Genomic DNA, 12,297 nt, shown 5'->3' on the forward strand with positions numbered 1-12,297 from the left:
TCGACGGTCAGCTCCGCGAGAGCAGGTACGCCAGTTCGGTGTCCCAGTCGATGCGTCCGGACTCGGTGTCCCGTGGCACCAGAGCCTCCGTGCGCTCCAGGAACGCCTTGACGTCCTGCACGGGAACCTCGAGCAGGGCGGTGCCCGCGCGAGACCGGAGAGCGAGGTACATCGCCTGGTCGCCACGACCGACGGCCGACCAGATCCGGACGTCCCCATGACCTGCGCAGCCCTCCAGGCCGTCGGCCAGAAGATCACGTCCCAGGACCCATGCGGCGGGCTCGTCACTGTGGAGGAAGAAGGCCGCACGGACGACATAGGGATCAGCGGGCTCGTACCGCAGACGCATGCACAGGGGCAGGAAGCAGGCCCGCGAGACGACGAGCCGAGCGGTCACCCCCTGGACCACGGTCCTCGAAGACTCCATCGGCATTCACTCCAAGACGCCCTCTGCTCCGGCTGCGCCTCGCCGCTCGCGGCGGTGAAGACGTAGGGGCGGAAGGGACGTTGCGGCACGGCTCGGGCGCCGGGACGGCATCGGCGGACCGCGCGATTGGTGCGTCGCGGCAGATGGGCGACGCGTGCCTGCGGCACGAGGTGGGTGGGTGCAGGCAGGGGTCGAGACACAAGCAGTACCTGCCTCACCGGTCAGCGTGGTTCCGGTCGAAGTGGTCCCAGCCCCGGCCGTCGTGCTCGTAGCGGTTCCGGGTGTCCCGGTGCGACCTGCCGGACTTCCATCCGCGTCCCTCGTCGTCCCAGCGGTAGCAGCGACCGTCGGGGCTGTGCCAGGACGAGCCGGTGACACGGTCGTCGTGGTGCCAGCCTCGGTTCTCGTCCCAGCAGTAGCCCTGCTCGATCAGGTAGCCGATGCCGTGGTCCCAACGGTAGTCGGCGGCGTCGACCCCGGCGGCCGGCCGGTGGACGTGCACCGGTGCGGGAGTCGCGGCCGAAGCGGTGCCCCCGGCACCGATGACGGCGACGCCCGCGACCGCCACGGAGGAGGCAGCGACAGCGATCCGCTTCGTGAGCTTCTTCATGATCTTTCCTTCCGGTTGGCGCGATCCGCGCCAACGGCTGCTTGGGCAGGCGATGTGTAGCGCCTGGCGTTGTCCGATCGAGATTTCCATACGTCGTATGGAATTGCGTCTGCAGAGTAACCATACGTCGTATGGAAATGTGGAGGTGGCGACGGTGACACGCACCACAGGCTGTAGTGCGTGATCGAGGGTGATGATCGGGCCACGCCAGGTGTGATCAACGGCTTCGGCCGGGGGCCCGAGCCCGACCTGCATGAATCCGTGAATGACCAAGAACCGCCCCGACCCGGAGACGTCCTGGGCCCACAACGGCGGTTTGCGATTGTCGGAAGGCGGCGCGAGCATTTTTCTAGGGCGCAACGGCCGGGCCAAGCTTGAATGCCGGCGCCGTCGGCGGAGAGACATGCTCTTCGCGCTGCGACACTCCCATGGACGTCACCGTGACCGGGGCGACGCAGCGCACAAGACCGGGCCCGCTCAGCCGGTGTCCTGGGGTGACGGGGAGGACACCCGCGGTCGGCTCACCTGGCAGGGGAACTGAGCCCCCATAGCTGAATGACCGTGCCGGAGGTCGCCGCCGCGGGGCGAGCGGCAGAGCGGAAGGATTCTGCCCATGCGGATCGTCGTGGACCTTAATCGCTGTCAGGGATACGCACAGTGCGTGTATCTGGCGCACGAGGTCTTCAGGTTGAACGGTCAGGAGGCGCTCACCTATGAGCCGAACCCCGATGACGAGCGGCGCCTGCAGGTCGAGCGAGCTGCTGTGGCGTGCCCGGTGCAGGCGATCGTGATCGACCGCGTGGACGGAGCGGAGCGAGGCGAGACGTCATGACCTTGCGGGCCACGGTCGCGGAGCTGGTGCGCGAGTTCCGGGCCAGCGGCCGGATCGTCATCGTGGGCGCTTCACTGGCCGGGCTGCGGGCCGCGGAGACTCTGCGCGACGAGGGCTTCACCGGTTCCCTGACCATCATCGGGGACGAGCCGTACGAGCCGTATGACCGTCCGCCGCTGTCCAAGCAGGTGCTCAAGGGCTGGGTGCCGGCCGACCACACGAAGCTGCCCCGCATGCGGGAAGTGGATGCGGACTGGCGGCTCGGGGTGGCTGCCACCGGGCTGGACCGGGCCACCAAGCAGGTGCGCCTGGCGAATGGCGAGCTGATCCCGTACGACCGGTTGCTGATCGCCACGGGCACCCGCGCACGACAGTGGCCCAACCCGGCCGAGGCCGCACTGCACGGGGTGCACACGATCCGCTCGCGTGACGATGCCGCGCAGCTGCAGAAGGAGCTGGCCGAGCCGCCGTCGCGGGTCCTGGTCATCGGAGCCGGGTTCATCGGCTCGGAAGTGGCGTCCGTGTGCCGGGAGCTCGGCATCCCGGTGACCGTCGTCGAGCGGGGCGCGGCGCCGCTGGTCGGTGCGCTCGGCGGGGTGATCGGGGAGATCGCCGCGCAGCTGCAGCGCGATCACGGTGTGGACCTGCGCTGCGGGCTGGGCGTGTCGTCGCTGGAGGGCGACCCTGGTGGGCACGTGCGGCGTGCGCATCTGTCGGACGGATCCGCTGTCGACGCCGATGTGGTGGTGGCTTCGCTGGGGTCGATCCGCAACGTGGAATGGCTGGAGGGCTCCGGGCTGGCGGCCGGCTTCTGGGGCGTCGGGTGCGACGCCGGTGGCCGGGCCTTCGACATCAACGGCGTGGTCACCGACAGCGTCTACGTGGCAGGGGACGTGGCGCGCGCTCCGCACGTGCTGTACGAATACCAGTTTCTCGCGATGGAGCACTGGGACAACGCCGTACTCGGCGCCGAGACCGCGGCCCACAACATGGTGAACCTCGAGCCCCACTATCGTCCGCATCTGCTGCTGCCCGGCTTCTGGTCCGGTCAGTTCGGCGTGAACATCAAGTCCGTCGGGGTGCCGCCTTTCGGTGACGAGATCGCTTTCACGCAGGGATCCGTCGCGGAGCGCCGCTTCGCCGCCGCCTACGGTCGTCGGGGCCGCATCGTCGCCGCCGTCACCTTCGATCACGGCAAGTGGCTGGAGTACTACGGGAAGTTGATCGAGCAGTCCGGTCCGTTCCCGCCTCCGCCGCCGGGCTGGGACCAGCCGCCCGACATGAAGCCGATGCCGGCGGAGTTTCCGGACCCGAGAGTCCCGACGGCGATCCCCGACGTCGTCCTGACCGGCCATGCCCCGAGCGAGCGGACGGCCGAGTTCCGGCCGCGCCGTCACTGACGCGCCCGCAGCCCGCCGGGTCACGCGTGCAAGCGGACAGCACCGACAGGAAGAAGGAGGGGAGCCTCGTGGTCGAGGAAACCCCCTGGCAGCAGGCCCTGCGTTACGCCAACCGCGCCAACCCGTACCCGTTCTACGAGGAACTGCGCAAGACACCGGTGGCGCGGCAGCCGGACGGCACCTATGTCGTCAGCACCTATCGGGAGATCGTCGCGCTGCTGCACGACCCCCGGGTCAGTTCCGATCCACGCAAGTGTCCCGTCCCGGCCGTGGCCCGGGCAGAGGGGCCGGGGGAGCCGGTGGCCGAGCCGATCAGGGAGGTGCTGACCGAGCCGAACATCATCACCTGCGATCCGCCCGAGCACGACCGGGACCGCCGGATGATGATGCCGCACTTCGCCGGCCCACCGCATGAGCCTCATCTGATCTCCGACCTGGAACCCGACATCCGCCGCATCGTCGACGGCCTCCTGGACGAGATGAAGGGCAAGACCCGGATCGACGCCGTCGACGACTTCGCCTACCCCTTGCCGGTGAGGGTGATCTGCAAGGTGCTGGGCGTGCCGCTGGAGGACGAGCCGCGCTTCCACCACTGGATCGAGACGGCCCTGGACGCTTTGGACTTCGGCCCCGAGGCCGCCTCCGAAGAGATCCGGCGCCGCCAGGCCGGGGCGCGGCAGGCCGTGCGGGAGTTCGGGCAGTTCGCAGCCGATCTGCTCGACCGGTACGCCGACCAGCCCGGCCCGGGCATGCTGTCAGCCTTGGTGAACGAGGACGGCCCGGAAGGACGGATGTCCAAGGGCGTACTCGCGAGCAACGCCCTGCTCCTGATCTTCGCGGGGCATGAGACCACGGTCAACCTCATCGCCCACAGCGTGCTCACCCTGCTGCGGCACCCCGACGCGCTGGAGAAGCTGCGCCGCCGGCCCGAGCTGATCGTGCCGGGAGTGGAGGAGCTGCTGCGCTTCGAGTCGTCGGTGCAGTTCTGGCACACCCGCTCCGCTCTGGAAGACATCGACATCGCGGGCACCACCATCCCGAAGGGGGCGCCGATCTTCCTGGCGTACGGCTCGGCGAACCGCGACCCGGAACGGTTCACCGACCCCGACGCACTCGACCTCGAACGCCGCGACAACCAGCACCTCGGATTCAGCCAGGGCATCCACTTCTGCTTCGGCGCCCCGCTCGCCCGGCTCGAGGTCCAGGTCGCGGTCGGTGAGTTCGCCCGCCGGGTGGAGAACCCGCGGCTCGTCGAGGACCCGCCGCCGTACCGGCACAACCAGATTTTCCGCGGGCCGCGGCACGTCCTGGTCGACATCGACGGGATCCGCGACTGAGCTGGGGTGCGTGAGGGATCGCTATGCGGGCTTTTCAACTCGTCGGGTGGAGGCAACCGCCCGAGCTGCGCGAGGTGCCGGCGCCCGAGCCCGGACCGGGGCAGGTCCTGGTGAAGGTCGCAGGCGCCGGTGCGTGCCACTCCGACCTGGACATCATGGAGGCTCCCGGGCCACCACCCGGGCTCGCCACGGAACTGCCCTTCACGCTCGGCCACGAGAACGCGGGATGGGTGGAGAGCCTGGGACCGGGCGTCACCGGGTTCACACCCGGAGACCCTGTGATCGTCTACGGCTCCTGGGGCTGTGGCATCTGCGCCAACTGCCGTCAGGGCCAGGAGAACTACTGCCAGGCCCTCGGTGGTCAGGGCCCGGGCCTGGGCGGTGGCCACGACGGCGGCATGGCCGAGTACCTGCTCGTCCCCGCGCCGCGGTACCTGATTCCGCTGGGCACCCTCGACGCCCGCGAGGCCGCCCCGCTCAGCGACGCCGGACTGACCAGCTATCACGCCGTCAAACGGTCGCTGCACCTGCTGGGGCCGGGGTCGACCGCGGTGGTGATCGGGGCCGGCGGTCTCGGCCAGATGACCATCCAGATCCTGCGGGCTCTCACCACGGCGACCACCGTCGTCGCCGTGGACACCGACGCCGGAAAGCTGGAGACCGCCCAGCACATGGGAGCCGACGAAGCACTTCTCTCGGGTGACGAGGCGATCGCGCGCATCAAGGACCTGACGGGGCGGCAGGGCGCTGAGCTCGTGTTGGACATGGTCGGCACAGACCCGACTCTGCGGATGGCTGCTCAGGCAGCCAGGGTGCTCGGCCACCTGACCATCGTCGGCCTCGGCGGCGGAGCCCTGCCCGTCAACTTCACCAGCCCGCCGCACGAGTGCTCGGTCTCCTCGCCCTACTGGGGCACCCTCACCGAACTGATGGAAGTGATCACCCTGGCACAGCAGGAAAAGATCAGGATGCTGGTCGAGCACTTCCCTCTGGAACGCGCTGACCAGGCGTACCAGCTGCTGCACGACGGCAAGATCCAAGGACGCGCCGTCATCACCCCCCACGACGACGGACATGCACTGACGTGACAAAGCTGCTCCAAGGAGGAGGCAGGTGCCATGACATATCCCACCGATTCCCCGGGCCCCGTTCCCCCACGCGGCACCGAACCAGAAGAGAGGCCCCTGGCCGAAGGCATGGCCGCCCTGGCGAACATGGGCTGGCAGATCCTGCTCACGATGGGCCTCGCCACCATCGCCCTGGGCGTCATCGCCCTGGTCTGGCCAGGCGCGACGCTGCGCGTCGTCGGCATTCTTTTCGGCGTCTACCTACTGGTCACAGGCGTCTTCCAGCTCGCTGCCGCCTTCGGCACCCACGTCCCACGGCACCTTCGTGTCCTGCACTTCATCACCGGCGCGGCCTCCATCCTGCTGGGACTGATCTGCTTCCGGGGCACCCTTGAGTCGATCCTGCTGCTCGCCTTGTGGATCGGCTTCAGCTGGCTGCTGCGCGGTACCACGGAGACGGCCGCGGCGGCCTCCGCCCCGGCCATGCCGGGGCGCGGCTGGCACGTCGCCTTCGGGATCATCGGCGCTCTGGCCGGCATCGTGATGATCATCATGCCGTTCGCCTCGATCGCGACCCTCACCCTTGTGGTGGGCGTCATGGCCATCATTCTGGGCCTGACCGAGGTGGTCCGCGCCATCAGGACGCGCGTCGAGATCGGCCAGCTCGCCTCGGGCACGGCCCGCCAGCGGCGCCCCCTGTTCCACGCGCGTCCGCACCCCCAGCACTGATCGGCTGGAAGCGGTGAGCGGCGGTCGGATCAGTCGGTGTGGCGGCCATGAGACCGTCCGGCAAGTGAGGCGGCCCGCTGGACGGCGGCCCATCCCGGCGTCCGCCATCCGGCGGGCGGCGCCCGGTCGATGACGGGCAACCCATACCCGAAGCGTCCGGAGACTGATCCGACATCGCACGGCCGTCGGCAGGGGGACGGCTTCGCCGTCCCGTGCGACGGGGGGCGACCGGGGCGCCGGCGTGGATGACGATGTCGTCGGATGTCGCGAGACGGGACAGACCATGTAGCGGCCAGATGCGCAGCCCGGCGGCCGCCTCGGCGAGCGTTCCCGCCGTGGCCGGCAGGTCTGCGAGACGAGTTTCGAACCGGGTGACTACGTCCTTCTCGGGATGGCCGACATCGCCACCGGGGTGCCAGCATCCGGCACCCCGGCGGGTGTGCCGCGCTCCGATTCCAGCACGGACCGGCATGTGCGGAAGGCTCGCAGCCGCAGGTGTCCTGAAGGCATGGTGAGCTGGAACCGCAGTGCCACTCGGTCGACCGCTGCGAGGAAGCCGCCGGTCAGTTCCGCGTCGTCGACGACCGCGTGCGGAACCTGGCCGTGTGCGTTGCCGTGCCCTCGCGCCAGTCGGTGCTCGTATTCCCGGATGACGTAGGCGGCCCATCGGGGATCACCCCCGTTCTGACTGCCGAGCACCAGAGCGGGCACTCTCTCGGCCCCGGACCTCCTGGCCGCGAAGGTGTCGAGCTGGCGTATCGGGCGGTCCGACCACCGGGGGTAGGCCGGTGTCGAGTCCATGGGAGCGGGAGAGCCGGGCACGCGTGCCTCCGGAGAAGAAGTAGGGAGGTCAACATGGCACGAGCACATGGCAGGCAAGCGCTTCGTATCCGGCAGTGACTTTTACTGCCCGGCTCGGATCATTTCGCTGTCGGCGGGTGGCAGCACCGTGGTGCCGGGGTTCCGCGCCTTGACGGCGTTGCGTCACACCTCTCGCGGCTGCGCCGGTGGCCGGCATGGACGGGCACGCCGCGGACGCGACGCTGCGCATGGCATACGGCCGGCTGGCTTCGCCCATCGGAGCGCGGCAGCGCTGGAGAGCGCCGCGGCACGACCCGGGCCAGTGACGGTGGTAGTCAGGATGCGTTCAGGTACCCGATGGCACAGTCGGGCAGCATGACCTATGAAACCTCTGAGAGTCAGGTGGCTGCGGGGGCAGACGCCCAGGACCGGGACCGGCAGCGAGCCGGCGAGCAGTCGACTGGGACCGGCTCTCACCGCCGCTCCTCCGGGAGTCTTCGGGCGCCTGCCGGGCACATGCTGAACAAGGTCCCCGAGGTCACGATCTGGTTCTGGATCATCAAGATCTTGTGCACCACGGTTGGCGAGAGCTTCGCCGACTGGATCAACATGAACCTCGGTGTCGGTCTGATCAACACCGCATTGATCTTCACCGTCGTTCTGGCGGGCGTCATGGTCTGGCAGCTCGGCACCAAACGCTACGTCCCGTTCGTGTACTGGCTCACTGTCGTGGTGGTGAGTGTGACCGGCACTCTCTACACCGACATCCTCACCGACAGCCAGGGCGTCCCCCTCGCTCTGAGCAGCAGCGTGTTCGCCGTCGTCCTCGCCGTTGTCTTCGGAGTCTGGTACGCGCGCGAGCGGACGCTGTCGGTCCACAGCATCACCACCCGGCCCCGGGAACTCTTCTACTGGCTTGCGATCCTGGTGACCTTCGCCCTGGGCACCGCCACCGGCGACTGGACCCTGGACCTGACCGGCTGGACCCCGGGCGTCTCCGTGCTCCTGCCGCTCGGGCTGATCGTTGCGATCGTCCTCGGCTGGCGTCTCGGCGCCAACACCGTGCTCTCCTTCTGGCTGGCCTACATCCTCACCCGCCCGCTCGGCGCCAACCTCGGTGACTGGCTGGGCTCGCCCAGCGGCGACGGCGGCCTGGGCCTCGGCACCGCGGTGACCAGCGTCATCTTCCTGGGGGCCATCCTCGCCACGGTCGTGTACCTCACGCTCAGCCGGAGCGACGTCATCGAAGCCCAGGAACCGGCCGAAGCCCCACGCGCGCTGAACCCCGCGCGTGAGCGGATCATGCTCGGCTACTACGCCGCCGTAGCGGTCGCAACGACGGCCCTTCTCGTGTGGGCACACAACCAGCCCCACGCGGCCGCGGCGGGCGAGGAGGACTCCCCGGCGCCGGTGACCACCCATCTCACCCCTCAGCAGGCGACGTCACCGTTCCCTCCGGCCGAGATCGCGAAGTTCCGCACGATCACAGCCGACACCCTGGCCAAGCTGAACGCGGGCCATCAGCGAGCCGCGACCACCCGGGTGACCGACCTGGAGACCGCTTGGGACGACGACCAGTCCACCCTGGAGCCCAGGAGCGAGAAGGCGTGGCACTTCCTCGACAGCGAGATCGACCAGGTCCTGAAGGCACTACGCGCCCCGAACCCCGACAAGGCCACCGAGGTCAAAGCACTCAAGACCCTCCTCACCTCCCTCGGCTGACCGACCGGGACGACGAACTGCCCCGACGCGTTCCCTGCGTCGGGGCAGTCACCATGTGCGGCCAGGTCGCTGCCCGATGGGCGAAGGAGGAGCAGCACCCGGTCATCCGGCGGGCAGGCTGACCGTGAACTTGGCCCCCGGCGCGTGCCTGGGGTCGTAGGACACCTCGCCGCTGACGGCGCGGGCCAGGCGTCGCGCGAGCGGGAGGCCCAGGCCCGCTCCGTCGTGCCCGTCGCCGTAGTCGGCGCGCCGGCCGGGCTGGAACAGATCTGCCACGAACGCCTCCGGCACGCCGGGGCCGTCGTCGACGATCTCGATCCGCACGGCGCCGGAGACCCGCTGGGCGGACACGGTCACGCGGGAGCGGGCGTAGCGGGCGGCGTTGGCGAGCAGGGGGCTGACGATGCGCTCGAGCAGAGCGGGGGCTACCCCTGCCTCCAGAACCGGCGCTTCGGTCTCCACCGAGGTCTTCACCGCGTCCGGGGCTTGAAGGTTTTCGAGCAGGCGGTCCAGGACGGGCACGACATCGGTTGCTCCCGGGGGCGTCGACGGATTCAGCGCGCTCTCGCGGGCCTCGTTGAGCAGGGTGTCGCAGATGGTGCGCATGGACTGTGCGGCCTCCGCGATCGCCTCGTGGGCCGCGCGGGTCTCGGCGTCGGTACGGGGGCGGGTGCGCCACCAGTCGAGTTCCATGATGATCCGGGTCAGCGGCGTGCGCAGTTCGTGGGACAGCTCCGCCGTCAGCTGTTGTTCGTGGCGCAGAACGGTGCCGATGCGATCCAGGAGCTGGTCCAACGAAGCTCCCAGCCGGGCGAGTTCGACTGGATGGTCCTCGGTGCCGAAACGCTCGTCGGAGCCTGTCGCGCTCCATTGGGTGGCCTGGTCCGTCATCGTCCGCACCGGGCGCAGGGCCCGGCCGACGGACAGGCGGGTGAGCACGTAGGTACAGCCGAGCATCACGGCGTCGAGCATCAGCGATGCCAGCAGCAGGGTGTCGGCCGAGCTGCGGTACGGTGCCAGGTTCAGGGCCGCGACGACGGTGGCGGAGGTATGGCGGCCGCGGAGGCGGTGGGAACACAACCTGACGGGTGAGCGACCGTGGGCCTGGGCGGTCGTGCAGGCGTGCTCGGACTGTGCGGCCAGCCGGACGGCGGCCTGTGTCAAGGCGCTGCGGTCCGAGGCGGACGGCGGCTTCTCCAGCAGGTGGGTTCCGGCGTAGATCCATACGTTTGTGTCGAGGAGACGGTCGTTGGCGGTTTCCAGGACGCGCACCCGGCGGCCGCTGGTGTCGACGGTCGTGGCGACCGCTGCCGCCCGGTTGCTAAGTTCGTCGTCGGCCTGGTGCTGCAGGTGCTGGTCCATGACGGCGTTGAACACCACGGTCAGGACCGTCATCAGCAGGGCGGCGGTCGTCAGTGCCACGAGGGAGAGCCGGCCGCGCAGGGTGCGCGGGGCCAGTCGGCGGAAGACACGAGCGGCACGGTTCATGACAGGCGGTGTCCGATTCCGCGTGCGGTACTGATCGTGACACTGCTGCCTGCCGCCCGGAGCTTGCGGCGCAGCCGGCTGAGGTACTGGTCCAGCGTGTTGTCGCTCACCTGCGCGCCCTCGGGCCAGCCTGCCCGCACCAGGTCGCGGCGGCGCACGAGAGTGCCGTCCGCGGCGACCAGGGTGGCGAGTAGCCGGAACTCGGTGGGGGACAGGGCGGTGCGAGTGCCGCGCGTGGTGACGCTGTGGTCCACCGCGTCCAGAACCAGGTCACCGGCCGAAGCCACCGCCGTGGGGGCGGCCCGTCTGATGACGGCTCTCAGCCTGGCGGCGAGTTCGGCGAGGTGGAACGGCTTGGGCAGGTAGTCGTCACCTCCGGCGGAGAAGCCGGACAGGCGATCGGTGAGCTGCTGCCTGGCGGTGAGGAAGATCACCGGGGCGAGGAAGCCGTTGGCTCGCATTGCCTGGCACACGTCCCGCCCGTCGGAGTCGGGCAGGCCGACGTCCAGGACGGCCGCCGCGATGTCCATGGTGGCCAGCCGCAGGGCGGTGGCGCCGTCAGCGGCGGTAACGGGTTCGAAGTCCTCGTCATGGAGGCCCCGGCGCAGCACGTCCCGCAGGGCGTGATCGTCTTCAACAATCAGGATTCTGGGGCGCATGATCTCCGTGGGCCCTCCGGCCGGGGTCGTGCCTGAGACGAACTGCTCGGGGAGCCACAGGGCTGTCTCCCCGTGACACACCCGCTACTCGCGGGTGGATGAGGGTCCTGTGGACCCGGAAAGACTGCATGAACACCCGAAAACGATCGACTACACCGAAGTAGACAGTCTACGGAACTGTAGACGAATGGCGGCCGGGGAACGAAGCCCTGGCCCGCGCTGGCCCGCGCTGGCCCGCGCGGGTGTCGTGGGTGGCGTCGACATGATGCCGTGCGGCGCCGCCCGCCTGCTGGGTGTCGCCGCGGAGATGGACGCCGGATCGCCGCCCTGCGCGCCGACCGCCGTGAGAGGCTGAGGGTCAGCGCCGGCCTGACCATCGCCGAGCAGCTCCTGCCGGGCCGGCTGTCGTCCTTCCGTGCGGTACAGCGGCCGGGAGGCACAGAGCCCGAGATCCTTTTGAGCGCGATCGACACCACCCCCGTGATCGCCCACGTCATCGAGGGCACCGCGAACATCGGCTTCACCGAAGGCCCTCAGCGACCGGCCGGGCTCCACGACAGGGTCGTCGGCCACGACAGGCTCGCCGTCGTCGTCACTTCGGGCCACCTCTGGGCCCATCGCCGCCGACCGGTCGGCGCCGCTGAGTTGGCCGCCACACCGCTCGTCAGCCGCGAGAGCGGTTCCGGCACCTCGACACCCTCACCGCCGCTCTGGCCGCGGTGCTCGGGCCTGACGCCCCCCCCGGGTCGTCCCGGCCCTGGCGCTGCCCACCACGGCGGCGGTGCGCGCGGCCGCACTGGCCGGCACCGCACCAGCCGTCCTCAGCGAACTGGCCGTCCTCAGCGAACTGGCCGTCGAGGACGATCTGGCCACAGGCCGGCCCGTGAAGGTGCGGACACCGGAACTCGACCTGCGCAGGACTCTGCGCGTCATCTGGGACGTCCCCTCCACCCCGCCGAGCGGCGTGGCACGGGACCTGATCGCTCACATCACCCGCCGCGATCACCCTTGGCGGCCACGCAGGCCGGCATCGGGCCCGGTGCCGGCAACCGGCGCCGGCACCTCCCGCCGTTCTGCCTCCCGACCTCGCCTGGGGCGCGCCGCGCCCCAGGCGACCGCGTACACGAGGCCGCAGGGCGCCGACTTCTTCGAAACCACCCTGGCTTACGGGTGGTTCGGCCGCTCTGAGTGGCCTTGCCGAGTGGCAGTGGCGGATGAACTGGCT

General features: G+C 69.8%; 12 protein-coding genes. 7 read left to right on the forward strand and 5 right to left on the reverse strand.

The genetic code is table 11. The features are described 5' to 3' along the window. Positions 1 to 7 precede the first annotated feature (7 nt). Together OG956_RS36020 and OG956_RS36025 are read right to left on the reverse strand one after the other, a co-directional pair. Positions 8 to 427, reverse strand: coding sequence for an SsgA family sporulation/cell division regulator (locus OG956_RS36020; protein ID WP_330342225.1), 420 nt, complete (start codon positions 425 to 427; stop codon positions 8 to 10). A gap of 214 nt (positions 428 to 641) precedes the next feature. Continuing rightward, positions 642 to 1,037, reverse strand: a complete 396-nt coding sequence (locus tag OG956_RS36025) for a hypothetical protein (RefSeq protein ID WP_330342226.1) — start codon at positions 1,035 to 1,037, stop codon at positions 642 to 644. 613 nt (positions 1,038 to 1,650) lie between these two features. On the opposite strand from OG956_RS36025, the gene OG956_RS36030 reads away from it, so the two are divergent. The 5 genes from OG956_RS36030 (at position 1,651) to OG956_RS36050 (ending at position 6,402) form a co-directional block, all read left to right on the forward strand. Next, positions 1,651 to 1,869 carry a ferredoxin gene (locus OG956_RS36030; protein ID WP_330342227.1) on the forward strand — a complete coding sequence of 73 codons (219 nt, stop codon included), beginning with the start codon at positions 1,651 to 1,653 and terminating at the stop codon, positions 1,867 to 1,869. Then, complete coding sequence (locus OG956_RS36035; protein WP_330342228.1) at positions 1,866 to 3,269, forward strand: NAD(P)/FAD-dependent oxidoreductase; 1,404 nt, start codon at positions 1,866 to 1,868, stop codon at positions 3,267 to 3,269. The genes OG956_RS36030 and OG956_RS36035 overlap by 4 nt, the downstream gene beginning before the upstream one ends. 68 nt (positions 3,270 to 3,337) lie before the next feature. Beyond that, the gene (locus OG956_RS36040; RefSeq protein WP_330342229.1) at positions 3,338 to 4,606 is read left to right on the forward strand and encodes a cytochrome P450; all 1,269 of its coding nucleotides are present in this window, start codon (positions 3,338 to 3,340) and stop codon (positions 4,604 to 4,606) included. A gap of 23 nt (positions 4,607 to 4,629) precedes the next feature. After that, positions 4,630 to 5,694 carry an NAD(P)-dependent alcohol dehydrogenase gene (locus OG956_RS36045; RefSeq protein WP_330342230.1) on the forward strand — a complete coding sequence of 355 codons (1,065 nt, stop codon included), beginning with the start codon at positions 4,630 to 4,632 and terminating at the stop codon, positions 5,692 to 5,694. A 30-nt stretch (positions 5,695 to 5,724) separates the two neighbouring features. Then, on the forward strand, positions 5,725 to 6,402 hold the full coding sequence (locus OG956_RS36050; RefSeq protein ID WP_330342231.1) for an HdeD family acid-resistance protein: 678 nt from the start codon (positions 5,725 to 5,727) through the stop codon (positions 6,400 to 6,402). 375 nt (positions 6,403 to 6,777) lie between these two features. Here the strand turns inward: OG956_RS36050 and OG956_RS36055 are convergent, their stop codons facing one another. Further along, positions 6,778 to 7,203, reverse strand: coding sequence for a hypothetical protein (locus OG956_RS36055; protein WP_330342232.1), 426 nt, complete (start codon positions 7,201 to 7,203; stop codon positions 6,778 to 6,780). Positions 7,204 to 7,719: 516 nt separating this feature from the next. Between OG956_RS36055 and OG956_RS36060 the strand changes: the two genes are divergently transcribed. Continuing rightward, complete coding sequence (locus OG956_RS36060) at positions 7,720 to 8,925, forward strand: COG4705 family protein (RefSeq protein WP_330342233.1); 1,206 nt, start codon at positions 7,720 to 7,722, stop codon at positions 8,923 to 8,925. Positions 8,926 to 9,027: 102 nt separating this feature from the next. Here the strand turns inward: OG956_RS36060 and OG956_RS36065 are convergent, their stop codons facing one another. Together OG956_RS36065 and OG956_RS36070 are read right to left on the reverse strand one after the other, a co-directional pair. Then, positions 9,028 to 10,413 carry a sensor histidine kinase gene (locus OG956_RS36065; protein ID WP_330342234.1) on the reverse strand — a complete coding sequence of 462 codons (1,386 nt, stop codon included), beginning with the start codon at positions 10,411 to 10,413 and terminating at the stop codon, positions 9,028 to 9,030. Beyond that, positions 10,410 to 11,072: a response regulator transcription factor gene (locus tag OG956_RS36070; protein ID WP_330342235.1), complete on the reverse strand. Its 663-nt coding sequence runs from the start codon at positions 11,070 to 11,072 to the stop codon at positions 10,410 to 10,412. Before OG956_RS36070 ends, OG956_RS36065 begins: the two co-directional genes overlap by 4 nt. Positions 11,073 to 11,342: 270 nt before the next feature. On the opposite strand from OG956_RS36070, the gene OG956_RS40325 reads away from it, so the two are divergent. Next, on the forward strand, positions 11,343 to 12,260 hold the full coding sequence (locus OG956_RS40325; protein ID WP_443065641.1) for a LysR substrate-binding domain-containing protein: 918 nt from the start codon (positions 11,343 to 11,345) through the stop codon (positions 12,258 to 12,260). The last annotated feature ends 37 nt before the right edge of the window (positions 12,261 to 12,297 follow it).

The sequence above is a fragment of the Streptomyces sp. NBC_00557 genome (genome assembly GCF_036345995.1).
In the GTDB taxonomy this organism is placed as follows: domain Bacteria; phylum Actinomycetota; class Actinomycetes; order Streptomycetales; family Streptomycetaceae; genus Streptomyces.

Bases quoted from the DNA above. Each gene is read 5' to 3' on its own strand.
- OG956_RS36055 (WP_330342232.1), bottom strand. From the start codon at position 7,203: ATGGACTCGACACCGGCCTACCCCCGGTGGTCGGACCGCCCGATACGC.
- OG956_RS36060 (WP_330342233.1), top strand. From the start codon at position 7,720: ATGCTGAACAAGGTCCCCGAGGTCACGATCTGGTTCTGGATCATCAAG.
- OG956_RS36065 (WP_330342234.1), bottom strand. From the start codon at position 10,413: ATGAACCGTGCCGCTCGTGTCTTCCGCCGACTGGCCCCGCGCACCCTG.
- OG956_RS36025 (WP_330342226.1), bottom strand. From the start codon at position 1,037: ATGAAGAAGCTCACGAAGCGGATCGCTGTCGCTGCCTCCTCCGTGGCG.
- OG956_RS36035 (WP_330342228.1), top strand. From the start codon at position 1,866: ATGACCTTGCGGGCCACGGTCGCGGAGCTGGTGCGCGAGTTCCGGGCC.
- OG956_RS36030 (WP_330342227.1), top strand. From the start codon at position 1,651: ATGCGGATCGTCGTGGACCTTAATCGCTGTCAGGGATACGCACAGTGC.
- OG956_RS36070 (WP_330342235.1), bottom strand. From the start codon at position 11,072: ATGCGCCCCAGAATCCTGATTGTTGAAGACGATCACGCCCTGCGGGAC.
- OG956_RS36020 (WP_330342225.1), bottom strand. From the start codon at position 427: ATGGAGTCTTCGAGGACCGTGGTCCAGGGGGTGACCGCTCGGCTCGTC.
- OG956_RS36045 (WP_330342230.1), top strand. From the start codon at position 4,630: ATGCGGGCTTTTCAACTCGTCGGGTGGAGGCAACCGCCCGAGCTGCGC.
- OG956_RS36050 (WP_330342231.1), top strand. From the start codon at position 5,725: ATGACATATCCCACCGATTCCCCGGGCCCCGTTCCCCCACGCGGCACC.